Raw genomic sequence first — 25813 nt, 5'->3', positions numbered from 1 at the left:
GGCTTATTTCGACTCCTTCTCTTTATAAATCGCATATTGTTCTTTTAAGTTAGCTGGCATTTCCTCAGCATACATATTATCCATTAATTCCGTAACTTTTTGTTTTGGCGCTTGGTCTGCTTGTTTAATTGCATCTTTAATTTCTTCTTTTGCGCGCTCAATTACTTCTTCTTCCTTCTTCTCATCCCATAAGCCTTTTCCTTCAAGGTATTTACGGAAGCGCACCAATGGATCTTTTGCTGACCATTCATTGTCCGTATCTGTTGTACGGTAACGTGTCGGGTCATCCCCTGCCATCGTATGCGGGCCATATCTGTAACACATTGTTTCGATTAGTGTTGGGCCTTCACCGCGGATTGCACGATCACGGGCATCTTTTGTCGCTGCATATACCGCCAATGGGTCCATACCGTCCACTAGCACACATGGAATACCTGCTGCCACGCCTTTTTGAGCGATTGTTTTTGCCGCTGTCTGCAGTTCGCGCGGTGTTGAAATCGCATATTGGTTGTTTTGTACGATGAAGATTGCCGGTGATTTAAATGCACCCGCAAAGTTGATTCCTTCGTAGAAATCACCTTGCGAAGAACCGCCGTCGCCTGTGTACGTTATCGCCACTGTTTTTGACCCTCGTTTTTGCAAGCCAAGTGCTACCCCGGCAGTTTGAATATATTGGGCACCGATAATAATTTGCGGCGCTAAAATATTTACCCCTTCCGGAACTTGGTTACCGATGAAGTGACCGCGGCTGAATAAAAACGCTTTCCATAAAGGTAAACCATGCATTACGATTTGCGGGACATCACGGTAGCCCGGCAAAATCCAGTCTTCTTTTTCCAAAGCATAGTGTGAAGCGAGCTGTGAAGCTTCCTGACCTGCAGTTGGTGCATAGAAACCTAAACGGCCTTGGCGGTTTAATGAAATCGAACGTTGATCTAAAATACGTACGTAAACCATGCGTTCCATCAATTCAACTAATTGCTCGTCAGCTAAATCCGGCATCGCCGCTTCATTTACTACTTCACCTTGCTCATTTAAAATTTGGAACATTTCAAACTTGCTTTCAATTTCCTGTAATGTTCCAGCTGGGTCCAATTGATTCATCATTTTTTCTGTCATTGTTTACATCCCCTTTTGAACTGTATTAAAAATTTTATAATTTTCACTAGTACAATGTTGCTCTAAACCGAGTATAATGAATAAAATTCTATCGGTCAATCATTGTTTATCATCTTAATTAAAGATTTTTCTTAACTTCAGCGAAAATAGTACAGTTACATTAACTGTTATATACACAACTCATAACTGTACTATAATAGGAAATTTCCTTACAATTTATTGTTATCCGCTCAATAACACCCCCACCGTTTCATTCATTCCCTTTTAATGAAACCTTAAATCGGTATTATTGAATAATTTATTTCATCCGAAGTTTTTTCTACTTCCATTATCGAGAGTCGTGTATACTTGTTTTTATAAGTTTGAACTGAAAGGAAGTTTCACATGATTTTAATGGAACATATTATTCGGGAAGGGCACCCTACTTTACGGACACGCGCAGAGGAAGTTACTTTTCCATTAAGTGCGGAGGATCGTCAATTAGCTGAAGATATGCTTCAGTATTTAATTAATAGCCAAAATCCCGAAATTGCTGAAAAATATAATTTACGCGGAGGTATTGGCTTGGCAGCAAACCAGGTGAACAGCTTAAAACGAATGTTTGCGCTGCATTTGGAACATGAAAACGGCGAACTGATCAGCTTTGTAGCAGTTAATCCGAAAATTGTAAGCCATTCTGTTGAACAGACTTATATAACAAGCGGTGAGGGCTGCTTATCTGTAGATCGCGCCGTGCCAGGTTATGTCTATCGCTATGCACGTATTACTGTAAAATTCATGACGGTGGACGGAGAAGAAAAAAAAATGCGTTTATCCGGTCTTCCCGCAATCGCGTTCCAGCACGAACTTGATCATTTAAACGGGGTAATGTTTTACGATCGCATCGATGAAAAAGATCCGTTTATCCAATTGGAAAACAGCATTCCATTCGGAAGAGAATAACTTTTGCAGACCCCATTTTCGTTAGCGGCGAAAATGGGGTCTTTTTTTGAATCTGTTACCATAGAAAAGAATAGAAGAAAGTGGTCTCAGCTTATGAAAGTTCTAATAAAATCGTAAATGTTCTAATATCCTTTTAAAAGTTCCAATAAAAATGGGATTTTCTAAAATAACTGCTGATTTTTCTAAGATAGCAGCGCGATGTTCTAAAAATCCTTTCCATTTTTCTAATATCAATATCTGATTTTCCAATAAGCATTGACATTGTTCAAATAAAATCAACATCCCATACTAACAACAAAAAAACGCTGTGCAGAAACCTTTTCACAACGCTTTTCCTAACCTGTCTGTCTATATCAATTTCAATTTTTTCATTGCGTCAGCCAAACCGTTCTTGTCTACATGTCCTGTAATCATTGAGGCCGCTTCCCTCGCCCGTGCATGTCCATTATCCATCGCTACACTATAGCCAAACTCGGAAAGCATTTCAATATCGTTTAATCCATCGCCAAATGTAATAACATCCTTTACCGGAAAATCAATATGTTCCAGCAATTTTCGAATACCTTTTGCCTTGGAACCACCATCCGGCAGCACATCACAAGAAAAAGGATGCCAACGGATAAATTGAACTTCTGGGAATTGCTGCTCATAAATCGGCTGATCTTTTTCTTCTATAAATACAAGTGTCTGATAAACCGGCGTATGCAAATAATACTTCGGATCGATTTGCGGATATGGATATTGAAGTGTTGACAAACTGCTTTCCACACTTTCATAGTCGCTTTCGGAAGCAATCATTTCCTTTTCATTCAGGAAAACTAACGGATGATTCCGCTGTGCGCCAAATTCCAGAATTTCGGTTAATGTATCATTGTCGATTTGATCTGTATAAACAACTTCACCTTTATAAACGACGTATTGACCGTTAAATGTCACATATGTATCAATTTGCAATTCCTCCAGCAAATCTTGGATCATAAATGGCGCGCGTCCTGTTGCAATCGCGATTTCATGCCCGTTTTCGCGCGCTTTAAAAATCGCTTCCTTAGCCGACTTGGGCAACTCCTTATTAGAGTTATACAACGTGCCGTCCACATCGAAAAATAATATTTTTTTCAATTTGATCTCTCCTTTGTTTTTATGAACCCTTTACAAAAAACTGAATATTTCGTATAATGAACATGAGGAGTGATGACCTATGTTAAAACGTCTCAAAAAGAAATGGCGGAAACGATTAAATGGCATCCTCGGAAAAAAATTAATTGCCTAACACTTTTCATTTAGAGTGGCACGCCCTGTTTAAAGGACGTGCCATTTTTTTGGGTTGATGATCATCGCTATGTTCATGAATTTGAAGGGCTTTTCTTTATTTTAAAGGACTCCCGTGATAAGATAAAGGAAATGCATTTTTACACTTATGAGAGAATGCAGTAATAACGTTCGTAATTAAAGGAGAGTAACTATGATTTACAAAATTTATTATCAAGAAAGCATCACTGAGATTCCAGTTCGCGAAAACACAAAAACACTTTATTTAGAGGCGTCGTCAGAGCGTGAAGTACGTCACTATTTAAAAGACCGTAACTACAATATCGAACTTGTTCAGCTTCTAGAAGGCAACTACTTAGAGTATGAACAAAATAGCCCGAATTTCAGTCTGGAGAACGCTTAATTGTTATGAAATTCGTTAAGAATGATCAAGCAGCTGTATTCGCACTCGGCGGACTGGGCGAAATCGGCAAAAACACATATGCAGTACAATTCCAAGATGAAATCATTTTAATTGACGCAGGTATTAAATTCCCTGAGGACGACTTGCTTGGTATTGACTATGTAATTCCAGACTATACGTATTTAGTACGTAACGTAGATAAAATTAAAGGCTTATTTATAACACATGGCCACGAAGATCATATCGGTGGCATACCCTATTTATTACGTCAAGTAAATATTCCGGTATATGGCGGGAAGCTTGCATTAGGACTGCTTCGCAATAAATTGGAAGAGCACGGCTTATTACGTTCAACGAAATTAATCGAATTTAAAGAGGACGATGTGATTAAATTCCGTAAAACAGCCGTAAGCTTTTTCCGTACAACACATAGTATCCCGGATGCGTATGGGGTTGTTATAAAAACGCCTCCTGGCAATATCGTGCATACTGGCGACTTCAAGTTTGATTTCACTCCAGTTGGCGAGCCTGCCAACTTGACGAAAATGGCTGAAATCGGACGCGATGGCGTATTATGTTTACTTTCTGATAGTACAAATGCCGAAAAGACCGATTTTACTATGTCTGAGCGCACAGTAGGAAAAAGTATTGACGAAATTTTCCGCAAAGTTGACGGGCGTATTATTTTCGCGACATTTGCATCGAATATCCATCGTCTCCAGCAAGCGACGGATGCGGCTGTAAAATACGGACGCAAAATTGCCGTGTTCGGTCGCTCAATGGACAATGCGATTACAATCGGGCGCGAATTAGGCTATATTACAGCACCGAAAGAAACATTTGTTGATGTACAGAGTTTGAACCGTTTGCCTGCAAATGAAGTAATGATTTTATGTACCGGTTCCCAAGGTGAACCAATGGCTGCTTTATCGCGCATTGCAAACGGCACACATCGTCAAATTCAAATTCAGCCAGGTGATACAGTAGTATTCTCATCTTCTCCAGTACCGGGCAATACGATGAGTGTAAACAAAATCATTAACTTATTATTCCGCGCGGGTGCAGAAGTTATCCATGGCGCATTAAATAATATCCATACTTCAGGTCACGGTTCTCAGCAAGAACAAAAGCTTATGCTTCGTTTAATGAAGCCGAAATTCTTCATGCCGATTCACGGTGAATACCGGATGCTGAAGATTCATACAGAATTAGCCGAAGCTTGTGAAGTGCCAATAGAAAACTCATTCGTTATGGAAAATGGGGATGTTCTTGCATTAAGTGCGAATGAAGCACATGTTGCAGGCCGCATTCCTTCCGGCGATGTGTATATTGATGGTAATGGAATCGGGGATATCGGCAATATTGTATTGCGCGATCGCCGCATTCTTTCAGAGGAAGGTTTAGTCATCGTTGTCGTAAGTGTCGATATGGCTAAAAACAAAATCGTTTCAGGTCCCGATATCATTTCCCGCGGATTTGTGTACATGCGTGAATCAGGCATGATGATTAACGAAGCCCAAAAAATGCTGAACCATCATTTAAACAGCACAATTCAGGAAAAAGATACACAATGGAATGACTTGAAAAATGAAATTACCGATGTATTAGGCCCATACTTATACGAAAAAACGAAACGTCGTCCTATGATTTTACCAATCATTATGGAAGTATAAGCAAAACCCGCTTACTTTATGTAGGCGGGTTTTTGGTTTTTATATTCAGCTTATGCTTATCTGTTTCCTACCCTTGAATAACCTTCTTTACAAAACGGTTAATGTCGACATCTGCTCCTATCATCAATAGCACATCCCCTAGTTGAATACGCTCTGTTGCCGCTGGGGATATCATAATTTCTTCCCCACGTGTAATCCCGACAATGTTCACACCGTATTTTGCGCGTACATCGAGTTCAATTAATGAATGTCCTGCAATATTTTCATTCGCTTTAATTTCCATGATTGAATGCTCACCAGAAAGTTCCAAATAATCTAGCACACTATTCGACATCATATTATTTGCGATTCGAATACCCATATCGCGTTCAGGATGCACGACAAAGTCCGCACCAATTTTACGCAGCACTTTTTCGTGGTAATCGTTTTGGGCTTTCACTGTAATTTGTGCTACACCAAGTTCCTTTAAAATTAAAGTCGTTAAAATACTCGCCTGAATATCTTCGCCAATCGCAACAATGACATGCTCGAAATTCCATAGACCGAGTGATTTAATTGTTTCTTCCTCTGTCGTATCCGCTACTACTGATTGTGTCGCGATACGGGCGAATTCATCGACACGTTCACTATCTGTGTCAATCGCCATGACATTCGCCCCTTGTTTAACAAGTTCACGTACAATGCTTCCTCCAAAGCGCCCTAATCCTATTACTACAAATTCTTTTTTCATCGTCTCTCCTCCGAACATTCAGTTGCCAACATTTTAACGCAATAATTTATGTGTTGTCACTATATTATACGCTCGATTTTCTGTTGCAGTAATTTTGTTGATAAATACCCTGCCTTATAAAAGCGTAATTGCTGTTGTTGATCGAACAAATAATAGGCTGGAACGAATTTGTTTCCGAATTTATCGCTAATTTGAAGTTCATTATCCAGATGAATAGGGTATGTTATTTCCAACTGCTTTATTTTTTCTCTTACTAAATCTGAAGAATAATCAAGTTCTTCTCTTGGCATATGAATCGCTTCGATAGTTAATCGATCATTGAATACATCTCCTAGTTGCTTCAAATTTCTTATTGATTGCTCGCATTGCGGACAGCTCATCGACCAAAAATAAATTAATGTCGCTGTAGCGTTGCCTTCGTTCATATTGCTCCGATTTAGTATTTTCGTCGCACCGCTCAACGACGGCATTGTTGTTCGAATCCTCATTCACACCCTCCTCGTTGTAACATATGTATGCAATGTTTTTTCTGTACCTGCCGCTTCGCTTATGGTGCAAAATGCATTTGCTGAATGAAGATAAATCACCCATTGCATATTTCCATATATATTTTGCGAAGACACTTGAAAATATGGCGATATTATGTATAATTATTAATGCTTTCGTAAACTTGAAGTTCTGTAAAAGTAAACTTCCTTACTGGATGTTTATCATTAGTAAACTATACTAGTTATTAATATAAGGGGCGTGACTACATGCAAATTGGTACGAAGATCAAAGCTTTGCGCATAAAAAAAGGTCTTACCCAAGAAGAGCTTGGGGAGCGCACTGATTTAACAAAAGGCTATATTTCACAATTAGAACGCGATTTAAATTCACCTTCAATCGAAACATTATTCAACTTATTGGAAGTTCTCGGGTGCAGGCCACGAGACTTTTTTGATGACGAGCAGGAAAATGAAAAAATTGTATTCACGAAAGATGATCGAACGAGTTTTATTGATCATGACAAAAAATATGAAATCGAATGGCTCATCCCTACATCCAATGAAAAAGAAATGGAGCCGGTTTTCATTACATTGCAAAAAGATGCGGAATTCAAACCATTTGAGCCATCATTGGCGGAAACTTTCATTTATGTGTTAAATGGGCGAATTCGGGTTGTTCTCGGCAATGATGAATTTATTGCTGGTGAAGGAGATGCTGTATATTACGAAGCATCTTCCAATCATCAAATTTTCAATGCGCACAACGGAATAACTAAGCTACTCCTCGTCGCAACGCAATCATACTTATAATTCTGGAGGTTACTTTAATGGATAACACGATTATTCGCTTTGAGAATGTTTCAAAATCATATGAAGATGGAACAGTTATTTTAAAAAATATTAATTTTGAATTGGAGCGCGGCAAGTTTTACACACTGCTTGGACCATCTGGATGCGGCAAAACGACGATTCTGCGTATTATCGCTGGTTTTACGGATGCTTCGACTGGCAATGTTTTTTTCAATGGCAATCGTATAAATGATGTGCCGGCAAACGACCGCCAAGTGAATACTGTATTTCAGGATTATGCCCTCTTTCCTCACTTAAATGTATTTGAAAATGTGGCGTTTGGTTTGCGCATAAAAAAAGTGAAAGAGGCTGAAGTGAAAGAGCGTGTGCAAGAAGCATTAAAATTCGTCAATTTAGCCGGCTATGGCAACCGCGAAATTTCGGAAATGTCAGGCGGTCAACGTCAGCGTGTTGCGATCGCCCGTGCCATCATCAATGATCCTGAAGTCATTTTATTGGATGAGCCATTATCAGCGCTCGATTTGAAACTACGTACGGAAATGCAATATGAACTACGGGAGTTGCAGCAACGCCTCGGCAAAACATTTGTATTCGTTACACATGATCAGGAAGAGGCACTAGCGATGAGCGATGAAATTTTCGTTCTATCCCATGGCGAGATTAAGCAATCCGGCACACCAGTAGATATTTATGACGAGCCAATCAACCGTTTCGTAGCAGACTTTATCGGTGAATCAAATATCGTTGACGGCATTATGATCGAAGACTACAAAGTTAGATTTGCCGGCAAAGTGTTTGAATGTGTGGATGCTGGCATGAAGCCTAATGAAAAAATCGATGTTGTCATTCGCCCGGAAGATTTGGAAATGACAACACCGGAAAACGGCAAATTGGTTGTAACGGTTGATACACAGCTGTTCCGCGGTGTGCACTACGAATTATCGACATATGACAAAGACGGAAATGAATGGTTAGTCCATTCACTGAAAAAAGCGGAAGTTGGCGAAGAAATCGGATTGGATTTTGATCCGGAAGCGATTCATGTAATGCGATTAAATGAAACTGAAGAAGACTTTGACAAACGTTTAGAAGCATACGGGGATGAAGACGATGAATAAAACAGCAAAGGGACCGCTAATTCCTTACGTATTTTGGATAATATTATTTGTCATCGCGCCAATTGCGTTAATCGTTTATTATTCTGTTCTTGATTTGAACGGCAACTTCACTTTAGCCAACTATGCGAAGTTTTTCACGCCTGTTTACTTAAAAATGACGTTAAGCAGTTTTTGGTATGCCTTTTTAATTACATTGTTCACGTTATTATTTGCTTACCCTACTGCTTACTTATTGACAAAAACAAAGCACAAACAGCTTTGGCTCATGCTTATCATTATTCCATCATGGATTAACCTATTATTGAAGACATATGCGTTTATCGGGATTTTCGGGTTATACGGTCCAATTAATGCAATGATTGAAGTATTTGGCTTTAATCCACAGCAAATTTTGTTTACGGACTTCAGTTTCGTATTCGTATCGGTCTATATTTTCATTCCGTTTATGATTATTCCGATTTTCAATTCATTGGACAAGATGAATCCATCATTGATTTACGCTGCCCGCGATTTAGGGGCAAATGCTTGGACAACATTCCGACGCGTCATTTTCCCATTGACGATTGACGGTGTAAAATCAGGAATACAAGTGACATTTATTCCAGCACTTTCTTTATTCATGATTACACGCTTAATCGCCGGCAACCAGGTGATTACATTAGGTACTGCGATTGAACAACAATTCCTCGTTTCACAAAACTGGGGTATGGGTTCGACAATTGCGGTGTTCCTGATTTTATTCATGGTACTGACAATGCTGTTCACGAAACAAAAATCTAAAGGAGGACGTGTCTAATGAAAAAGTTGTCAGCCATGTCGAGAGTATATTTACTTTTCGTATTCGCGATCCTTTATGCACCAATTCTATATTTAGTTTTCTACTCGTTTAATAGCGGCGGGAATATGAACAATTTCGAGTCGTTCACATTGGAGCATTACAAAGCTGTATTCGATGACTCTCGATTAATCGTCATCTTGCTCAATACGGTTCTCGTTGCTTTGCTGTCAGGTCTGATTGCAACAATCATCGGGACATTAGGCGCAATCGGCATCATTTCATTGAAAGACAAAAAAGTGCGCAATACACTGCTTTCATTAAATAATGTTCTGATCGTTTCACCGGACGTTGTAATCGGGGCGAGTTTTTTAATTTTATTTACGATGATTGGCGTTAAACTGGGCTTCGCTTCTGTATTAGTATCGCATGTAGCGTTTAGTGTGCCGATTGTCGTGTTGATGGTTTTACCAAAATTGCTTGAAATGAATACTTCGCTCATTGACGCGGCCCGCGATTTAGGCGCGACAAAACGCGATGTATTGACACGTGTTATATTGCCGTATATTTCGCCAGGTATTTTTGCAGGATTTTTTATGGCATTAACATATTCACTTGATGACTTCGCGGTAACTTTCTTCGTTACAGGCAATGGGTTCAGTACATTATCGGTAGAAATCTATTCGATGGCGCGTGCAGGAATTTCTTTGACAATCAATGCGATTTCCGGCTTAGTATTTGCCATTACTGTATTGATCGTTATCGGCTATTATTTCATTAACAAACGTTCAAAATCAGCAGCAATGGAGGGACAACGATGAGAGATTTAGTTCAAGCGACAGTTGCAATCGTCATTGTATGCGCCCTATTGTTTGTTGGAGTTGACCGCATGCAATCTGTCGGCTCAGCGGGAAGCAAAGACGTATTAACCGTTTATAATTGGGGCGAATATATCGATCCAGATCTAATCAAAAAATTCGAAGCGGAAACAGGCATTAAAGTAATATATGAAACATTTGATTCCAATGAAGCGATGTTGACAAAGGTACAGCAAGGCGGCTCGGCATATGATATTGCGGTCCCTTCTGAATATACGATTGAATCGATGAAGGAAGATAACTTGCTTATCCCAATCGATCACAGCTTAGTACCGAACTTGCAAAATATTAATGAAGATTTTCTGGATTTGCCATTTGATCCTGGCAACGAATATTCAATTCCTTATTTTTGGGGCACAGTAGGGATTGTGTATAATCCTAACTTGATCGAAGACCATCTAACATTTGAATCTTGGGATGATCTATGGGATCCTTCATTAAAACGCAAAGTATTTTTAGTCGATGGCTCTCGGGAAGTAATCGGTATGGGGCTCAACTCTATCGGTCATTCACTTAATGTGAAAGACGAAAAATTATTGCGGGAAGCGACTGATAATTTAATCAAACTTTCACCAAATATTAAAGCGATTATCGGCGATGAAATAACGCCGCTCATGATTAACAACGAAGCATCTGTCGCCTTAACTTTCTCTGGCCAGGCCGCGGATATGATGTGGGAAAATGAAGAATTGGAATTTGCCGTGCCACTTGAAGGTTCAAACTTATGGTTCGATAATATGGTCATTCCAAAAACCTCCAAAAATATTGAAGGTGCACATAAATTCATCAACTTCATGCTGGACCCTGAAAATGCTGCTCAAAATGCAGATTATGTTGGTTATTCAATACCGAATGAAGCCGCATGGGACTTAATGGACGAAGAAGTAATTAATGATGAGCGCTTCTACCCGCCACATGACCAGCGTGAAACATTGGAAGTATACGAAAATCTTGGCCTTGAATGGTTAGGCAAGTATAACGAGTATTTCCTGGAATTCAAGATGAGCTTGAAATAGCAGTGAGCGGTTAGGACATGGGAATGGCGCTACTTATACGATGGATTTATCGTATAGGCGGCGCCATTTTGTTTTGGAGGTTTTTATTGCGGGAGCAAGTTGCCTAGTCGTTATAATATTTGTGGAAAGGGTCTCTTTTTAATCCTATAAACGGAAAAGAGCATCTTGTCGGAATTTTTACTGTGCAGCTGTTCCGTCATACGCTGCCTTGTAAATCGAATAAATATCCTCTGCCAATAATGGCATCGGTGACCTTCCAAGAAGCCGCTTTTGGTTAATTGCATCTTTCGTTAAATCTTGTAAATCGGTTTCTTCTATATTGAATTCCTTTAACGTAAGAGGAATTCCTACATCTTTCACTAAGTTTCTTAATTGTTCCACACATTTAATCGAAGCTTCCTCTTCAGATAATTGCAATGGATTATATCCTAATGCACCGTAAATATCCGTCATCCGTTTTTTGCAGCTACTCCGAATATATTCCATTACATATGGCAACAGGACGGCATTTGATTCACCATGTGCGATATGGAATTTTCCACCTAATGGGTATGCGAGAGCATGGACACCAGCCACGCCCGCATTATAAAATGCTAAACCCGCTAAGTAACTTCCATAACTTAAGTCCGTTCGAGCCTGGACATCATTCCCCTCTTTTACTGCTTTGCGAATCGATTTTCCGATAAGCTGAATCGCTTTTATGGCAAGGGCATCCGTGGTAGGGCTCGCATTAATTGACACATAAGCTTCTATCGCGTGTGTTAAAGCATCGATCCCTGTAGAAGCGGTAATTTTCGGCGGCAATGAAAGAGTTAGCTCAGGGTCAACAATTGCAACATCCGCCAATAAAAAATCATGTGTTACAACATCCTTTGTACTTTCTAATGCCAATACGCTAATATTCGTTATTTCGGAGCCCGTGCCAGAAGTAGTTGGAATTAATATTTTCGGTAAACCTTTGTTTTCTAATTGCCTAGTGCCCGATATATTTAAATAATCTTTAACCTTTCCATCATGTGTAGCGAGAACGGCGGCTATTTTAGCTAAGTCTAATGCACTCCCGCCTCCAATTCCGATGACAAGCTCCGATTTATTTTCTCGTGTGTATGCGACCAATTCTTCTCCCATTTCCAAAGATGGCTCAGGAGAGACTTTCGTATATAGATTAATTTCAAATTTTGAATCAAGCTTATTTAGTATTTTATCCACCATTCCGAGATCAACTAAAAAAGGGTCTGTTACTACTAGTATCTTTTTTGCCCCAAGAGCTGCAGCTTCTTCATTTAAATGTTGAATGGCACCCCACCCAACATGATTTTTGCTCACAAAGCTAATTTTCTCTGCCATCATTTATCCCTCATTCCAAACAACAAGTTTCATTTCCGTCATTTCTTCAAGTGCATATTTGATTCCCTCTCGTCCTGTTCCGCTGTCTTTCACACCGCCATATGGCATTTGATCCACCCGGAATGTAGGAATATCATTAATAATTACGCCGCCTACATGCAAGCATTTTGAAGCATGGAAGGCTGTTGTAATATTATTTGTAAAAATTCCTGCTTGAAGTCCATATATAGAATGATTTATTTCTGAGATGCCCTCTTCAACAGAGGAAATTTTATTGATTAACACGACTGGGGCAAATGCCTCCTGACATGAAATTTTTGCATGGCTAGGCACATTTGCCAAAACTGTAGGCTGAAGCATATCATTTATAATTTCTCCGCCATATTCAATCGTAGCACCGAGATTAACCGCCTCATCAATCCAAGCTTTTGCCCTTACAGTTTCTTTCTTATTTATCATCGCTGATATATCTGTATCCAATAATAGGGGATTACCAATTTTCAATGACTTCACTTCTTTAATAAGCTCGTCAATAAACGCTTTATAACTGTCTTCCATAATATATATTCTTTGCAGCGAAATACATACTTGCCCTTGATTAGAAAATGCACCAACAACGCATTTTTTAGCAATTGCTGAAATATCGACGCCATTATCGATAATACATCCGGCATTTGACCCAAGCTCAAGCGATACACGTTTTAACCCAGCTTTATTTTTTATGGACTTCCCAACGCCTGGGCTGCCTGTAAAAGTAATCATTTTCACTGCATTATGGAGGACGAGGTGGTCGCCAATTTGTGAACCGCCCCCTGTAATGACTTGAAATGCTCCTTTTGGCAAATCTGTATTATGAATTAATTCAGCTAAAAATAATGCTGATAATGGTGTTTGCGATGCAGGCTTTAAAATAACCGGATTTCCGGCAGCAATTGCGGGTCCAACTTTGTGCGCTACTAAGTTTTGAGGAAAATTAAAAGGTGTAATAGCTGCAACTGTCCCAATCGGCTCGTATAAAGTATAGGCTAATTTATTGAACCCGTTCTTTGCCGCATCCATAGGTATGAGCTCACCAGTTAATCTCTTAGCTTCCTCTGCCGCGAAACGGTATGTTTCAATTGTCCGCTCAATCTCACCTAAAGCAAATTTCATCGGCTTTGCTGTTTCCGTTGCAATAATCTTTGCAGCCTCTTCTTTTCTATCCTCAAATTGTGCGCAAATTTGTAATAGTATTTTTGATTTTTCTAAAGAAGTAAGATCTCTCATACTCTGCTCTGCATTAATGGCAAACTGAATCGCTTCTTCAACTTGTTCACTTGTAGCGACAGGAATATTCGCCAAAAACTCCTCTTGGTAAGGCGAATGTAAAGCAGCATATTCTGATGCATCCGTCCACTTTCCGTTCATGTACAATGCTTTTTTCATACATCCATCATCCTTGTTAAATAGTTTGTAAACGCCAAGAATGTATACGTATTCATAAAGTGATATAGAAAAACACAGGGATTATTTCAATCTCTGTGTTGTTTTCCTTACGAAGAGTTTAACAGGCTCCGTAATACAAATGCAACTATTATTTTTTCCGTCAATCATCGAAATTAGCTCTTGTATAGCAATATAACCTAGGTTTTTCTTATATTTGCTGCCTACTGTTGTGAGTTCAATCATCCCGTGCTGACTAATTTCAACATTATCAATTCCCATAATACTTAGTTCTTCCGGAATGGAAATATTCGCTTTTTTCGCAATATCAATTAAATCCAATGCAATGGAATCTGTTGCAGCACAAATTGCAGTTGGTGGTACACGAAGATGAAGTAAGTTATATATAGCATCTTCCAAATCACTTTTAGAAACAGCATTATGAACAATATAGCTCGGATCTATCGGCATATTTCCTTCTTTCATGGCATGAATAAAGCCTTCATACCGATTTTTGAATGTCGTTACATTTAATTGCCCGCCAATCCATGCAATATTTTCATGACCTAATTCTCTCATATACTTAAAACTAAGTTCCCCAGCATGAAAATTATCAATCTCGACAAAATTTTCGTTTAATTTATGTTTCCGGTTATATGTAATAAAAGGAATTCCCAATCCTTTTAATTTCTCAAAAATAGGATCGTCTTCAAGAATGCAAGATAAGATGATTCCGTCATTCTTTTGCTCTAAAGCATTTGAATAGGCTTTTTCCAAATTATTGTCATTAACGAACTGGACTTGTACACGGTAGTCCATTTTACTAGCATAATTTACTATAACACTCGTAGTATCAACGAAAAAAGGATTACTTAATGGTCCTGACAGTAAAATAATTGTTCCTATTTTATTTTGAACAAGCGATCTCGCATTGGCATTAGGAATGTAATTTAAATCATTAATTGCATTCATGACTTTATTTACTGTTTCCTTTTTTACAACTTCAGGTGTATTCAATACTCTAGATACTGTAGCTTGTGAAACACCTGCATATTTTGCGACATCTTTTGAAGTTACCATCACGCCACCTCTATTTCTTTCTAATAACTACTTTATACCGTAGATTAGGCATAAAGTAAAGATTTGTAAACTAACACCCAAAGCAGCTAAAAAAAGTTTTTTTAAGCTTTTTTCAATTTTACTATTGACAGAAAGTTCAGGCAAATTTATATTGAGGTTGTAAACGCTAACTGAAAATGTATACGTATTCAAAAAAATAAGGGAGGTATTTATTTTGTATGAGCTTTTAAATGTTCAGTCATTTGACCATATAACAGTAATCGAAATTGACAATCCCCCAGCAAACGCATTAAGCAATAAACTAGCCGATGAGCTGTATCAATGCTTTCAATCGCTCTCTGAAAATTCTTCTGTTCACGTTGTCGTACTTCGTGGACGAGGAGAGAAATTTTTCATTGCAGGTGCGGATATTAAAGAATTCCCAAATTGGATCGAATCACCGGCACTACAGGAAAGTGTAGAAAAAAATCATAAATTAATCAACTTCATTGAGAATTTCCCAAAGCCTACAATTGCCTTTATAAATGGACTTGCATTAGGTGGAGGTCTTGAAGTCGCACTTGCATTCGATATACGTTATGCAGAGAGTCATTCAAGATTGGGTGTACCGGAAATTAATCTAGGTATTTTTCCGGGCGCAGGCGGTACTCAACGCTTAACAAAACTTCTTGGTAAAGCAAAAGCGCTCGAATTGATGTATTTGGGAACACCTATTACAGCTGAAAAAGCGCTGAATATAGGACTTGTCAATGATATTTTCAATACTGGGGAAGGTTTTGATCAAGTTTTAAAAATTGCTAAGGAAATTTCGGGAAAATCGTCGAATGCTTTAAAAAATATTAAGCAATCCGTTATACAAGGGGCTGATACGAACTTTGAATCTGCATTATTAATCGAGAAAAAACTATTTATGAATAGCTTTAACCACCAAGATGCTGCAGAAGGCATTAAAGCTTTCATCGAAAAAAGAAAACCAAAATTCAACTGATTAAAGGTGGGAAATGAATGAGTGTCGTATTATTATTAATTGGTTTAGCACTTTTAATATTTATGACTGTCCAGGGCATAAATATTATCGTTAGCGCCATTTTAGCTAGTGTATTTGTTGCATTGGTTTCAGGCTTGAATATTGTGGATGCAATGACTGATACTTATATGCAAGGTTTTACAGGCTATTTTGCTTCATACTTTTTAATATTCCTGCTCGGGGCGATTTTCGGTAAAATTATGGCCGACACTGGGGCAGCCGAATCGATTGCGCGTTGGATTATGAAAATTATCGGTCCTAAAGGTGCCGTAATGGCTGTAGTTTTAGCTTGTGCCATTATGACATATGGTGGAGTTTCATTATTCGTAGTAGGTTTTGCGGTTTATCCGATTGCTGTATCATTATTCAGAACAGCCAACTTGCCTCGACGTTTCATTCCAGCGGCATTAGTATTTGGTTCTGTTACTTTTACAATGTATTTACCGGGCTCACCAGAAATCCAAAATATTATGCCTACTGAATTTTTCGGTACAACCCCATATTCTGGGTTAGGTGTTGGATTAGTTGTTGGACTATTTACATTCGGAATCGGTTCATTTTGGCTTTATTGGATGGTCAATCGCGCTAAAAAACGCGGGGAAGAATTCATCCCTTATGAATCGGACAAAGATATCGAACAAAATGACAAAAAGTTGCCTAGCATTATTCAGGCCTTTCTCCCTGTATTAGTTGTCATCATCGGGATGATTACGTATTCACAATTTTTCATCGCGAATACTGCAACAATTTTTGCCCTACTAACAGCCATTCTCGTTGCGTTAATAATTATGTTTAATTATCTTTCTAAATTTTGGGATGTTATGAGCAAAGGCACAAATGAAGCAATTATTGCAGCTTGTAATACGTCTGCTGTAATAGCGTTTGGTAAAGTTGCAGCATTGACGACAGGCTTCACTCAAATTGTCGAAACAGTGTTGCAAATTCCAGGTCCTCCATTAATCAGTATGGCTATTTGTATTAATCTGATCGCTGGTTTAACAGGTTCTGCTTCTGGCGGTCTAGGGATTGCATTACCAATTTTATCCCCTACGTATTTAAATATGGGTATCGATCCTGGTGCATTACACCGTGTATCGGTAATGTCTTCAGATGGTCTCGCATCATTGCCGCATAACGGATATGTTGTAACGACAATTCGGAATATTTCAAAGGAATCATTCAAAACCGCCTACTTGCCAGTTGCTTGCATGGCCGTTATTTTAACCCAAATAGCAACTACTTTTGCGATTATTTTGTTTACTATTTTCGGATAAAAATTTCATAGGCAGAGTAATTTTATTCTGCCTATACAATTTGAGGTGATTATATGTCAAAAGTTTTTATTGTATCAGCAAATCGGACTGCCATCGGAAAATTTGGAGGAACATTAAAAAATATTCCTGCCATTGAATTAGCCATCCCCCTAGTAAAAGATATTCTAGATAAAACTGCTATTGATCCCGAAAAAATCGATGAAGTAATTATTGGGAATGTGTATCAAGCAGGAAATAAAGCAAACCCTGCAAGACAAGTTGCATTAAATTCGGGGCTCCCTTTCACAATTCCGGCAATGACGATAAATAAGCAATGTGCTTCTGGACTCCGCTCCATTACATTGGCCTATCAGCAAATTAAATTAGGTGAAGCTGACTGCATTTTAGCGGGTGGTACAGAAAACATGTCAAGAGTCCCCCATTTATTATTGGAAGGGCGATCAGGAAAAAAGCTTGGCAGTTTTACGATAGAGGATAGTATTTTATATGATGGATTAATTTGCTCCTACGAAAACTACCATATGGGAATGACGGCAGAAAATTTAGCAAAAAAGTATTCTATTTCGCGTGCTGAGCAAGATGAATATGCCTTAATGAGCCAGCAGCGCGCCCTATCTGCACAACGGTCTGGCAAATTTAATGAAGAAATCGTTCCATTGCCAATCCAAAACAATTATTTCGAAAAAGACGAATTTATACGGGAGACGACGTTTGATGCGCTTTCAAGTTTAAAGCCTGCATTTATAAATAATGGCTCTGTTACTGCCGGTAATGCATCAGGTTTAAATGATGGAGCATCGCTCGTCATGATTTGCTCCGAGAAATTTTGTGCGGAAAATCATTTACAGCCACTAGCAGAGATTATCGCCCATGCATCTGTAGGGGTAGAACCAAAGTTTATGGGAATCGGGCCAGTCGCTGCAACAAATCTAGCTTTGAGCAGGGCAAATCTAACGCTGAATGATATCGATTTATTCGAATTAAACGAAGCATTTGCTGCTCAAACATTGGCAGTATTGGAAGATTTGAAAATTGATATAAATAAAGTAAATGTCAATGGGGGTGCTATTGCGTTAGGTCACCCTGTCGGTAATTCAGGAGCAAGGATCATCGTAACCTTGCTTCATGAATTAATTCGAACAAACAAAAACTATGGTCTCGCCTCTTTATGTGTAGGTGGAGGTCAAGGTGTTTCAGTCATTATTAAAAATGCCGCATTAGGAGGAAACAAGCTTGATAAATAAAGTATTGGTTGTAGGCGCTGGATTAATGGGAAGTGGAATTTCGCAAGTTATTGCACTTGCAGGAATCCCTGTTGTTTTAGTCGATCGTGCAGAAAGCGATATTGAACGTGGGAAAAAAATCATTGAAAAAAGTATCTCTTCTATGCGGAAACGTGATAAATATTCGGAAGATGATGAACGTCGTATCCATCAAAACATCCAATTCTCTACAAATCTCCAAGACGGGGCTGAAGCAGATTTAGTAATTGAAGCCATTCCTGAAAACATGGAATTGAAAAAAGAAATGTTCAGAAAGCTTGATGCAATCATTCAACCAAAAGCAATATTGGCGAGTAATACCTCTTCCCTATCGATTGCTGAAATTAGCTCAGCTACAAATCGACCAGAAAACGTGATTGGTATGCATTTCTTTAGCCCAGTACCGCTGATGGCCCTTCTGGAAATTGTAACATCTCTTTCGACGGCATCTGAAACATTGGAAGCTGTTAAACAATTTGGCGTAAAAATTAATAAACAAACTGTTGTCGCACAAGACTACCCTGGATTTATTGTTAATAGAATTTTGTTGCCTATGATGAATGAAGCCGCTTTTTTAGTTATGGAAGGTACACCGGTTGAAGATGTGGATAATGCTATGAGGCTCGGAGCAAATCATCCAATCGGACCGTTAAAGCTTGCGGACGAGTGTGGTTTGGATACAACTTTATCCGCATTGGAAACATTGTATAAGGATTTTGCCGACTCAAAATATCGCCCTTGTCCTCTTTTGAAAAAGCTTGTTGAAAGCGGCAAACTCGGCAGAAAAAGCGGCGAAGGTTTTTATAATTATTCATAGGCAGGCAACGATTCAAACAAACATTTAATGTAAGGACGTGAAAACAATGTTTGAAACAACTATAGTTCCGCGCGTTTCAGAAACAGATGGCGTCGGTCATATTAATAATACAACGATACCTGTTTGGTTAGAGGCAGGGCGAAACGACTTATTTAAAATTTTTAATCCGGAAGATGATTTCGAGAATTGGCGAATGGTCATTGTTAAAAGTTGTGTTGAATATGAATCTCAAATTTATTTTGGAAAAAATGTATTGATTAAATGCTGGATTAAACGAATTGGAAATGCGAGTTTGGAACTATATGAGGAAATTTGGCAAGGCGATACTAGATGTATTACCGCTTCTACAATCTATGTCAATTTCAATACAGCCGAACAAAAAAGTGAACCTATTCCCTTTTCCATTAAAGCCATACTGGAAAATCATATTTTTGAGGGGGTAGAACAATGAATGGACAAGTTATTTATTCAAAAAATAATGGTATTGCAGAAATAATATTAAATCGACCTGAAGCACTCAATGCTTTGAATAATGATATGATCGCAATAATTATCGCATCATTAAAAGATGCTGGAAATGATGATGCTATTCGTGTAGTTATCATGAAAGGCAATGGGCGTGCCTACTGTGCCGGAGATGATCTCGTCGATATGGGGACAGCAATACATCCTAATCCAAGCGATAAAGTGAAAGAATATTACGAAGGTTATCCTCAAATTGTTCTAGCTATGAAAGAACTTGAAAAACCTATTATAGTAGCTGTTCATAAATATGCATTAGGTGCTGGATTTGAAATAGCGCTAGCGGCAGACTTTATCATTTCAAGTGAAGAGGCAAAATTCGGGCTTCCTTTTGTATTACGCGGGTTAGCTTCGGGTACTTACCTTTTACAACAACGTATCGGCTATCATCAAGCAGCAAAATACTTATACTTAGGTGAAATGTTCGATGCTTCTACAGCACAGCATTTAGGGCTGCTGTATGATATTGCAACAATCGAATCACTTGAAGAGAATGTACAAAAACTGGCAACCAAATTAGCGTCAAGTGCAACCAAATCCATTGGTCTAATGAAAAAAGCAATGCACGCTTCAGCCGGACTGGACTATGAACAAGCCTTTAAATTACAAACTTTATCGACATTCGTCTCCTATCATTCGGAAGATCATAAAGAGGGTATCCAAGCATTCATAGAAAAAAGAGAGCCTAAATTTACCGGAAAGTGAGGAATTACTATGCTCGACCAATTAAAAAATATACCGATTGATCAATATATCGCGGAATACGCAACTTCCACCCCAACTAAAACAGCCATCAACTTTTATGGTCAAGAAATTTCTTATAGCAAACTAAATGACGAGATTAATAAATTTGCAAATTATCTGCAAAGTATTCATATTCAAAAGGGCGATACAATAGCCCTCTATTTACAAAATTCGCCTCAGTATATTATTGCTTTTTATGGGGCACAAAGAATCGGTGCAACTGTAGGACCTTGTAACCCAATGTTTAAAGAATGGGAGTTACACTATCAATTAAATGATTTACAGGCAAAAGTAATTGTTACTTCTCCAGATTTATATCCTATATTTCTTAAAATAGATAGTGAAACTACAATTGAACATAAAATTTTAATTAACTATGCAGATTACTTACCATCCGTACCTTATCCGAACTTTCCGGAAAAAATTGATGCAAGTTCATTTGAAAATGCAATTTTATGGTACGACATTATGAATAATAATGCTTTTCATCAAGCGGTTCAACGAGCTGAAGTTGATTTATTTGAAGATGTTGGTCTCATTGTTTATACTTCCGGAACAACAGGTGCCCCAAAAGGAGCGATGTTAACTTTTAAAAACTCTGAATACCAGGCAACTGCGGTAGCAAAAAATTTCAACTACCGAAAAGAAGATAATATTATTAGTATTATGCCAATTTTCCATATCGCCGGTAAGCTAGTAGGCATGATGAGTCCGTTCATTACTGGCTCCACTGTTATTTTGCTTACTCGCTTCGAACCAGTAGGATATTTACAAGCACTCGAAAAATATAAGGCATCGATTTTATATACAACAACCCCAATGAATATTCAGATGATGAACGAAGAAAAAATAAAGGATACAGATTTCTCTTCTTTAGTGATCAATATTGTTACAAGCTTCGGCATTCAGTTAACGAAGGAAATTTCCGATAAGTGGGAAAGCTTCACGGGAATCCCGTTAATGGAATTTGCCTATGGAATGAGCGAAACCCATACAGGAAATACAATGACACCGCCCGATAACATTAAATATGGCGCAAATGGAAAACCGCCTGAAGGCACGGAAATTAAAATCGTAAATACGGACAACTATGCCGAAGAACTATCCGCAAATGTACAGGGAATGATTTTAGTAAAGGGTCCAAGTGTATTTAAAGGGTATAAAGGAAAAGACGAAGAAACAAAAAAGTCGTTTTATGATGGTTTTTTCCTAACAGGAGATATGGGCATGATTGATGATGATGGATTTTTATATTTTTTAGGACGCGCTAAAGAAATGATTAAATGCTCTGGTTATAGCGTCTATCCAGAGGAAGTTGAAAAAATGTTGGCGAAACATGAAAAAATTGACGAAGTCGCTGTCATTGGTATCCCGGATGCAGTACGCGGTGAATCCGTAAAAGCGTTTATTGTGTTAAAGGATGGTGTGGAAGCTACAGAACAAGAAATGATTGCATGGGCAAAAGAGAGAATGTCAGCATATAAGTATCCTCGTGAAGTAGAGTTTATTGACGCTGTTCCAAAAACAAACTCCGGTAAGTTATTGCGCCGTTTGCTGCGCAAGGATACCGAAAAAGCCAAATAGATCGTAATGAATCAAAGGTAGTTCTTGGCGAGTCATCTATTATTGCTAAATAATTCAAGACGAGAAATATAGAAATCACTTAAAACCCTCCACTTAACGACTAGCGCAAGTTTTTTGCAATTAAAGCGCTAGATTAGGATGGAGGGCGTTTTAATGAATTTGAAGTCTATTTAACTTATAGACTTATCAGCTTACGGCAAGCGGCAACTGAAGTTTAAAAAGCAGAGCTGCAATTATAGCTTATGTACAATCCGCCGATCGAGGCAATCATTTTCCTCATCCCAAATCATATGTATTTCAAATGTTCCCGGCTCAAAAAAGTAATCGAAGCGCACTTCAATATCTTCCTGCATCGGGTAGTTTTTTGCTTCACTGATTTTCACCCATTCTAATGTACCTTCATCACAATGTACGAGCAGTTCCCCGGAAAAATCATCTGTCCAATAATTATAAATAATGAAATGGTCTTTTTTTACTTCATTCGTATAATGTGAAATTCCTTTGAATATTAAAGATTGCACATCTAACCCAGTCTCCTCTTTCACTTCTCGTATCGCGCCTTCAGCAAACCCTTCTGGAAAATCGACCTTTCCCCCAGGAGGAATATAGCCCTTAAAATGATCGTGCTGACGATTGAGCAATAAAACTTTATCCTCTTTTTGTATCATTACTACAGTCCAAAACTTATAGTTCATGTCGCTACCCTTCTTTTCACTTGTCATAAACTCATTTTGGCAATTTTTATTCGACTTTTCAATGTTTTATTTCCTTCAAAGGACGGATGTAAATTATCGTGAAAGTCGCTACAATATGGTATGCTATTGGAAATATATATTTCTACAACCGAAATATTTAAATGGGAAGGCTGGCTTTTTATATGAAGCAACAATCGAATAAATTAGCACTATATTTATTAATGTTCAATATGTTTATTACTATGGGAGGAATCGGAATCATCGTTCCGGTGATGCCTGCTTATTTGCAAGTATTCGGTGTCGGTGGACAAGTACTTGGCTTTTTAATTGCGGGCTTTGCGCTCGCCCAGTTTTTGCTTTCTCCGATTGCAGGCGATTTATCGGACCGGCATGGGCGAAAGTTATTTATTATTTGCGGGCTCATCGTTTACGGCTTGGCTCAAATTTTATTCGGGCTCGCTTCGGAAGTATGGGTATTGTTTTTAGCCCGTTTCTTAAGCGGGGCGGGGGCGGCATTTATTATGCCTCCTATTATGGCTTTTGTGGCCGATATTACTACGTATGAAGAACGTGGTAAGGGAATGGGCATGATTGGTGCTGCCATGTCATTAGGCTTTATGATCGGTCCGGGAATCGGCGGTTTTCTGTCGAATGTTAATTTAACGTTTCCTTTTTATTTGGCAGGGGTTGTTGCATTGATTGCAGCAATGCTATCGGCAATCTATTTACCAAATATTAAAAACAGTCAGGCGATAACGGCACCACGCGAAAAATTAATAAAACAATTAGCGAGATCTGTGAAGACATCGTATTTTATTTTCTTGATTGTCGTCTTTACATTTAGCTTCGGAATCGCCAATTTCCAAGCAACCTTAACATTGTATTTAGACTATAAATTCGGTTACACACCAACAGAAATTGCGATTATATTAACAGTTGGCGGCTTTGCTGGTGTTGTACTGCAAATGTATGTCGTCAATAAATTATTCAAGCGTTTCGGGGAAATGAAAGTGATTTTAGTCAATTTACTATTGGCGGCGGCGACAATGCTGCTCTTCATTTATATTAGCGGCTACTTCATAATTCTAGTTGTTGCTACATTATTCTCAATCGCAACAACCTTTATTCGGCCAGCAGTTAATACGCTCATCTCAAAGCTTGCAGGCGAAGAACAAGGTTTTGCTGCCGGCATGAACAATGCCTATATGAGCTTAGGAAATATGTTCGGACCGGCACTTGCGGGTGTATTGTTCGACTGGAACTCGGATTCCCCCTATATTTTAGGTACTGTCGTCTTAGTCGGCTGCTTCTTGCTCGCTTATTTATGGACAACAAAAAAAGCGCCGCATTTAATGAAAGCATCGTCGTGACAACCCGCTTTCCCAATGAAAAAGCATGTGAAAACGCCCCAAATTTGCCTCTGCAATGCTGTAAATTTAGGGGCGTTTATTATATTGTGCACATATCCTGAAATTTTTAATAAGCGATCAATGCAGAGAAATTTATGTTAGCCGCTTCTGCTTGCTAAGTAGAACAGTGCCGGCACGACAGAAGTTTTTATTAGCAACCTCTATTTGTTATACTGTACGGGATTCTTCTGCTAAAGTTCCCAGCAAACCGATTATTCTATATTATGAAAAAGGCTTCCTGGAAAATAAATAATTTTACTAGAAAGCTTTAGACTGTTAAATTTAGCATTGCCTTATAAACTGCTCTACAAAGCGCATATTAAACGGAATTAACGACTCGTCCGGCGCCAGTTTTGCATGATGAAGTCCGAATAAAGAATTTGCCCCTGTCCAAAACATCGCACCAGGAATATCTTTTATAAAATAGCCAAAATCTTCGCCGGTCATGGCAGCAGGGCATTCATATGCTATCGCATCTTCAAATTGTTCAGCAAATTGTAAAAGTGCATCCGCACAGTCTTTATCATTGTCCACCTCATAATACATCGAGCCGTAATCAATCGTCACACTACATTCGAATGCTGCTTCGATTCCTGAACAAATCGCCTCAATGCGCCGTTTCACCTCTGCCATTGCATATGCATTTAACGTCCGGATCGTTCCTTCCAGGCGCGCATTTTCTGCAATTACATTTTGCACCGTGCCTGCTGCCATTTTTCCGATCGTAATAACTGCACTATCCATCGGGTCAATATTCCGACTAATGATCGTTTGGAGCTGCAGCAATAAATTCGCTGCTGCAATCGTCATATCACGCGTTTTATGCGGAAAGGCTGCATGTCCGCCAACCCCTTTTAAATTTATAAATAGCTCCGACGTATTCGCGAATAATAGCCCTGGCTTTGTCGCAATCGTTCCTACAGCATATTCCGGTGCAATATGTAGTGCGTAGATCTCATCTGCGACAAGCTTTGGATGTTCGGCTTTTAACCAGTCCAGCATCGGCTTTGCTCCACCAGGCCCTTCCTCTGCAGGCTGAAAATATATTACAACATTTTGTGCAGGCGGCTGTTTCGAAAATGCCTCGACAATACCGAGAGCAACCGCCATATGACAATCATGACCACATGCATGCATATACCCTTCATGCTCTGATGCAAACGACAATCCCGTCTCTTCGTGTACAGGGAGAGCATCAATATCCGTTCGCCAACCGATGAGCTTCGTCGGATCCTTTCCTTTTATGAATACGACAATACCAGTCTTCCAAGTTGTCACTTGTATATATTCTTGCTCCAAGCTTGAAATAAACTGCAGCAAATAACTTTGTGTTTTAAATTCATTAAAGCCTACTTCCGGAATTTTATGTAAATCCCGTCTTACTTCAATAAGATGGTTCATAACACCAC

General features: G+C 38.8%; 25 protein-coding genes. 16 read left to right on the top strand and 9 right to left on the bottom strand.

Annotation, left to right across the window (positions count from 1 at the left end; all coding sequences use genetic code 11):
• Positions 1-3 precede the first annotated feature (3 nt).
• Entirely contained in the window at positions 4-1119 is a 1116-nt protein-coding gene (gene pdhA / locus ACTHOQ_RS04935; RefSeq protein ID WP_440494566.1) for a pyruvate dehydrogenase (acetyl-transferring) E1 component subunit alpha, read from the bottom strand.
• 384 nt (positions 1120-1503) lie between these two features.
• Here pdhA and def point away from each other — a divergent pair, with 384 nt between their 5' ends.
• Positions 1504-2061, top strand: a complete 558-nt coding sequence (gene def / locus ACTHOQ_RS04930; protein WP_440494565.1) for a peptide deformylase — start codon at positions 1504-1506, stop codon at positions 2059-2061.
• 348 nt (positions 2062-2409) lie between these two features.
• On the opposite strand, the gene ACTHOQ_RS04925 is transcribed toward def, so the two are convergent.
• On the bottom strand, positions 2410-3180 hold the full coding sequence (locus ACTHOQ_RS04925) for a Cof-type HAD-IIB family hydrolase (RefSeq protein WP_440494564.1): 771 nt from the start codon (positions 3178-3180) through the stop codon (positions 2410-2412).
• 343 nt (positions 3181-3523) lie between these two features.
• Here ACTHOQ_RS04925 and ACTHOQ_RS04920 point away from each other — a divergent pair, with 343 nt between their 5' ends.
• Both ACTHOQ_RS04920 and rnjA read left to right on the top strand, forming a co-directional pair.
• Entirely contained in the window at positions 3524-3733 is a 210-nt protein-coding gene (locus tag ACTHOQ_RS04920) for a DNA-dependent RNA polymerase subunit epsilon (RefSeq protein ID WP_440494563.1), read from the top strand.
• Positions 3734-3738: 5 nt separating this feature from the next.
• Positions 3739-5406: a ribonuclease J1 gene (rnjA, locus tag ACTHOQ_RS04915; RefSeq protein ID WP_440494562.1), complete on the top strand. Its 1668-nt coding sequence runs from the start codon at positions 3739-3741 to the stop codon at positions 5404-5406.
• A gap of 67 nt (positions 5407-5473) precedes the next feature.
• Here the strand turns inward: rnjA and ACTHOQ_RS04910 are convergent, their stop codons facing one another.
• The gene (locus tag ACTHOQ_RS04910) at positions 5474-6136 is read right to left on the bottom strand and encodes a potassium channel family protein (protein WP_440494561.1); all 663 of its coding nucleotides are present in this window, start codon (positions 6134-6136) and stop codon (positions 5474-5476) included.
• Between the two features lie 59 nt (positions 6137-6195).
• Positions 6196-6624, bottom strand: coding sequence for a TlpA family protein disulfide reductase (locus ACTHOQ_RS04905; protein ID WP_440494560.1), 429 nt, complete (start codon positions 6622-6624; stop codon positions 6196-6198).
• A gap of 267 nt (positions 6625-6891) precedes the next feature.
• Between ACTHOQ_RS04905 and ACTHOQ_RS04900 the strand changes: the two genes are divergently transcribed.
• Genes ACTHOQ_RS04900 through ACTHOQ_RS04880 form a run of 5 tightly spaced genes read left to right on the top strand, consistent with a single transcriptional unit; the run spans position 6892 to position 11221 of the window.
• Positions 6892-7434, top strand: coding sequence for a helix-turn-helix domain-containing protein (locus ACTHOQ_RS04900; RefSeq protein WP_440494559.1), 543 nt, complete (start codon positions 6892-6894; stop codon positions 7432-7434).
• A 17-nt stretch (positions 7435-7451) separates the two neighbouring features.
• Positions 7452-8552 (top strand): ABC transporter ATP-binding protein, encoded by a 1101-nt coding sequence (locus tag ACTHOQ_RS04895; protein WP_440494558.1) that lies wholly within the window; start codon positions 7452-7454, stop codon positions 8550-8552.
• Entirely contained in the window at positions 8545-9348 is an 804-nt protein-coding gene (locus tag ACTHOQ_RS04890) for an ABC transporter permease (RefSeq protein ID WP_440494557.1), read from the top strand. The genes ACTHOQ_RS04895 and ACTHOQ_RS04890 overlap by 8 nt, the downstream gene beginning before the upstream one ends.
• Positions 9348-10148 carry an ABC transporter permease gene (locus ACTHOQ_RS04885; RefSeq protein WP_440494556.1) on the top strand — a complete coding sequence of 267 codons (801 nt, stop codon included), beginning with the start codon at positions 9348-9350 and terminating at the stop codon, positions 10146-10148. Before ACTHOQ_RS04890 ends, ACTHOQ_RS04885 begins: the two co-directional genes overlap by 1 nt.
• Positions 10145-11221, top strand: coding sequence for an ABC transporter substrate-binding protein (locus ACTHOQ_RS04880; RefSeq protein WP_440494555.1), 1077 nt, complete (start codon positions 10145-10147; stop codon positions 11219-11221). Before ACTHOQ_RS04885 ends, ACTHOQ_RS04880 begins: the two co-directional genes overlap by 4 nt.
• A 177-nt stretch (positions 11222-11398) precedes the next feature.
• Here ACTHOQ_RS04880 and ACTHOQ_RS04875 read toward each other — a convergent pair whose 3' ends face one another.
• From ACTHOQ_RS04875 to ACTHOQ_RS04865, 3 genes are all read right to left on the bottom strand, one after another.
• Positions 11399-12571 carry an iron-containing alcohol dehydrogenase gene (locus ACTHOQ_RS04875; protein ID WP_440494554.1) on the bottom strand — a complete coding sequence of 391 codons (1173 nt, stop codon included), beginning with the start codon at positions 12569-12571 and terminating at the stop codon, positions 11399-11401.
• Entirely contained in the window at positions 12572-13993 is a 1422-nt protein-coding gene (locus ACTHOQ_RS04870; protein ID WP_440494553.1) for an aldehyde dehydrogenase family protein, read from the bottom strand. It abuts the gene before it with no gap.
• Between the two features lie 81 nt (positions 13994-14074).
• Positions 14075-15070, bottom strand: a complete 996-nt coding sequence (locus tag ACTHOQ_RS04865; RefSeq protein ID WP_440494552.1) for a LacI family DNA-binding transcriptional regulator — start codon at positions 15068-15070, stop codon at positions 14075-14077.
• Between the two features lie 214 nt (positions 15071-15284).
• Between ACTHOQ_RS04865 and ACTHOQ_RS04860 the strand changes: the two genes are divergently transcribed.
• From ACTHOQ_RS04860 to ACTHOQ_RS04830, 7 genes are read left to right on the top strand one after another with little or no spacing between them, the layout of a single operon-like run.
• On the top strand, positions 15285-16058 hold the full coding sequence (locus ACTHOQ_RS04860; protein WP_440494551.1) for an enoyl-CoA hydratase/isomerase family protein: 774 nt from the start codon (positions 15285-15287) through the stop codon (positions 16056-16058).
• Between the two features lie 17 nt (positions 16059-16075).
• Entirely contained in the window at positions 16076-17371 is a 1296-nt protein-coding gene (locus ACTHOQ_RS04855; RefSeq protein WP_440494550.1) for a GntP family permease, read from the top strand.
• 53 nt (positions 17372-17424) lie between these two features.
• On the top strand, positions 17425-18615 hold the full coding sequence (locus tag ACTHOQ_RS04850; RefSeq protein WP_440494549.1) for a thiolase family protein: 1191 nt from the start codon (positions 17425-17427) through the stop codon (positions 18613-18615).
• Entirely contained in the window at positions 18605-19450 is an 846-nt protein-coding gene (locus ACTHOQ_RS04845) for a 3-hydroxyacyl-CoA dehydrogenase family protein (protein WP_440494548.1), read from the top strand. Before ACTHOQ_RS04850 ends, ACTHOQ_RS04845 begins: the two co-directional genes overlap by 11 nt.
• A 46-nt stretch (positions 19451-19496) precedes the next feature.
• Positions 19497-19901, top strand: a complete 405-nt coding sequence (locus ACTHOQ_RS04840; protein WP_440494547.1) for an acyl-CoA thioesterase — start codon at positions 19497-19499, stop codon at positions 19899-19901.
• On the top strand, positions 19898-20677 hold the full coding sequence (locus ACTHOQ_RS04835; RefSeq protein WP_440494546.1) for an enoyl-CoA hydratase/isomerase family protein: 780 nt from the start codon (positions 19898-19900) through the stop codon (positions 20675-20677). Before ACTHOQ_RS04840 ends, ACTHOQ_RS04835 begins: the two co-directional genes overlap by 4 nt.
• 9 nt (positions 20678-20686) lie before the next feature.
• Positions 20687-22300, top strand: a complete 1614-nt coding sequence (locus ACTHOQ_RS04830; RefSeq protein ID WP_440494545.1) for a class I adenylate-forming enzyme family protein — start codon at positions 20687-20689, stop codon at positions 22298-22300.
• A gap of 233 nt (positions 22301-22533) precedes the next feature.
• On the opposite strand, the gene ACTHOQ_RS04825 is transcribed toward ACTHOQ_RS04830, so the two are convergent.
• Complete coding sequence (locus tag ACTHOQ_RS04825; RefSeq protein ID WP_440494544.1) at positions 22534-22995, bottom strand: 8-oxo-dGTP diphosphatase; 462 nt, start codon at positions 22993-22995, stop codon at positions 22534-22536.
• A 182-nt stretch (positions 22996-23177) separates the two neighbouring features.
• Between ACTHOQ_RS04825 and ACTHOQ_RS04820 the strand changes: the two genes are divergently transcribed.
• Positions 23178-24365, top strand: a complete 1188-nt coding sequence (locus ACTHOQ_RS04820) for an MFS transporter (protein WP_440494543.1) — start codon at positions 23178-23180, stop codon at positions 24363-24365.
• A 321-nt stretch (positions 24366-24686) separates the two neighbouring features.
• On the opposite strand, the gene ACTHOQ_RS04815 is transcribed toward ACTHOQ_RS04820, so the two are convergent.
• Positions 24687-25805 carry an N-acetyldiaminopimelate deacetylase gene (locus ACTHOQ_RS04815; protein ID WP_440494542.1) on the bottom strand — a complete coding sequence of 373 codons (1119 nt, stop codon included), beginning with the start codon at positions 25803-25805 and terminating at the stop codon, positions 24687-24689.
• Between the last annotated feature and the right edge of the window lie 8 nt (positions 25806-25813).

Source organism: Solibacillus silvestris, from assembly GCF_051967575.1.
Classification (GTDB): Bacteria; Bacillota; Bacilli; order Bacillales_A; family Planococcaceae; genus Solibacillus; species Solibacillus silvestris_B.
The sequence above is the reverse complement of the archived record's forward strand: the minus strand, read 5'-3'. Positions and strand labels throughout refer to the sequence as shown.

Coding starts and splice junctions, on each gene's coding strand:
- ACTHOQ_RS04885 (WP_440494556.1), top strand. CDS start 9,348: ATGAAAAAGTTGTCAGCCATGTCGAGAGTATATTTACTTTTCGTATTC.
- ACTHOQ_RS04825 (WP_440494544.1), bottom strand. CDS start 22,995: ATGAACTATAAGTTTTGGACTGTAGTAATGATACAAAAAGAGGATAAA.
- ACTHOQ_RS04890 (WP_440494557.1), top strand. CDS start 8,545: ATGAATAAAACAGCAAAGGGACCGCTAATTCCTTACGTATTTTGGATA.
- ACTHOQ_RS04910 (WP_440494561.1), bottom strand. CDS start 6,136: ATGAAAAAAGAATTTGTAGTAATAGGATTAGGGCGCTTTGGAGGAAGC.
- ACTHOQ_RS04820 (WP_440494543.1), top strand. CDS start 23,178: ATGAAGCAACAATCGAATAAATTAGCACTATATTTATTAATGTTCAAT.
- def (WP_440494565.1), top strand. CDS start 1,504: ATGATTTTAATGGAACATATTATTCGGGAAGGGCACCCTACTTTACGG.
- ACTHOQ_RS04855 (WP_440494550.1), top strand. CDS start 16,076: ATGAGTGTCGTATTATTATTAATTGGTTTAGCACTTTTAATATTTATG.
- ACTHOQ_RS04895 (WP_440494558.1), top strand. CDS start 7,452: ATGGATAACACGATTATTCGCTTTGAGAATGTTTCAAAATCATATGAA.
- ACTHOQ_RS04870 (WP_440494553.1), bottom strand. CDS start 13,993: ATGAAAAAAGCATTGTACATGAACGGAAAGTGGACGGATGCATCAGAA.
- ACTHOQ_RS04920 (WP_440494563.1), top strand. CDS start 3,524: ATGATTTACAAAATTTATTATCAAGAAAGCATCACTGAGATTCCAGTT.
- ACTHOQ_RS04900 (WP_440494559.1), top strand. CDS start 6,892: ATGCAAATTGGTACGAAGATCAAAGCTTTGCGCATAAAAAAAGGTCTT.
- ACTHOQ_RS04850 (WP_440494549.1), top strand. CDS start 17,425: ATGTCAAAAGTTTTTATTGTATCAGCAAATCGGACTGCCATCGGAAAA.
- ACTHOQ_RS04905 (WP_440494560.1), bottom strand. CDS start 6,624: ATGAGGATTCGAACAACAATGCCGTCGTTGAGCGGTGCGACGAAAATA.
- ACTHOQ_RS04875 (WP_440494554.1), bottom strand. CDS start 12,571: ATGATGGCAGAGAAAATTAGCTTTGTGAGCAAAAATCATGTTGGGTGG.
- pdhA (WP_440494566.1), bottom strand. CDS start 1,119: ATGACAGAAAAAATGATGAATCAATTGGACCCAGCTGGAACATTACAG.
- ACTHOQ_RS04840 (WP_440494547.1), top strand. CDS start 19,497: ATGTTTGAAACAACTATAGTTCCGCGCGTTTCAGAAACAGATGGCGTC.
- ACTHOQ_RS04835 (WP_440494546.1), top strand. CDS start 19,898: ATGAATGGACAAGTTATTTATTCAAAAAATAATGGTATTGCAGAAATA.
- ACTHOQ_RS04880 (WP_440494555.1), top strand. CDS start 10,145: ATGAGAGATTTAGTTCAAGCGACAGTTGCAATCGTCATTGTATGCGCC.
- ACTHOQ_RS04865 (WP_440494552.1), bottom strand. CDS start 15,070: ATGGTAACTTCAAAAGATGTCGCAAAATATGCAGGTGTTTCACAAGCT.
- ACTHOQ_RS04815 (WP_440494542.1), bottom strand. CDS start 25,805: ATGAACCATCTTATTGAAGTAAGACGGGATTTACATAAAATTCCGGAA.
- rnjA (WP_440494562.1), top strand. CDS start 3,739: ATGAAATTCGTTAAGAATGATCAAGCAGCTGTATTCGCACTCGGCGGA.
- ACTHOQ_RS04830 (WP_440494545.1), top strand. CDS start 20,687: ATGCTCGACCAATTAAAAAATATACCGATTGATCAATATATCGCGGAA.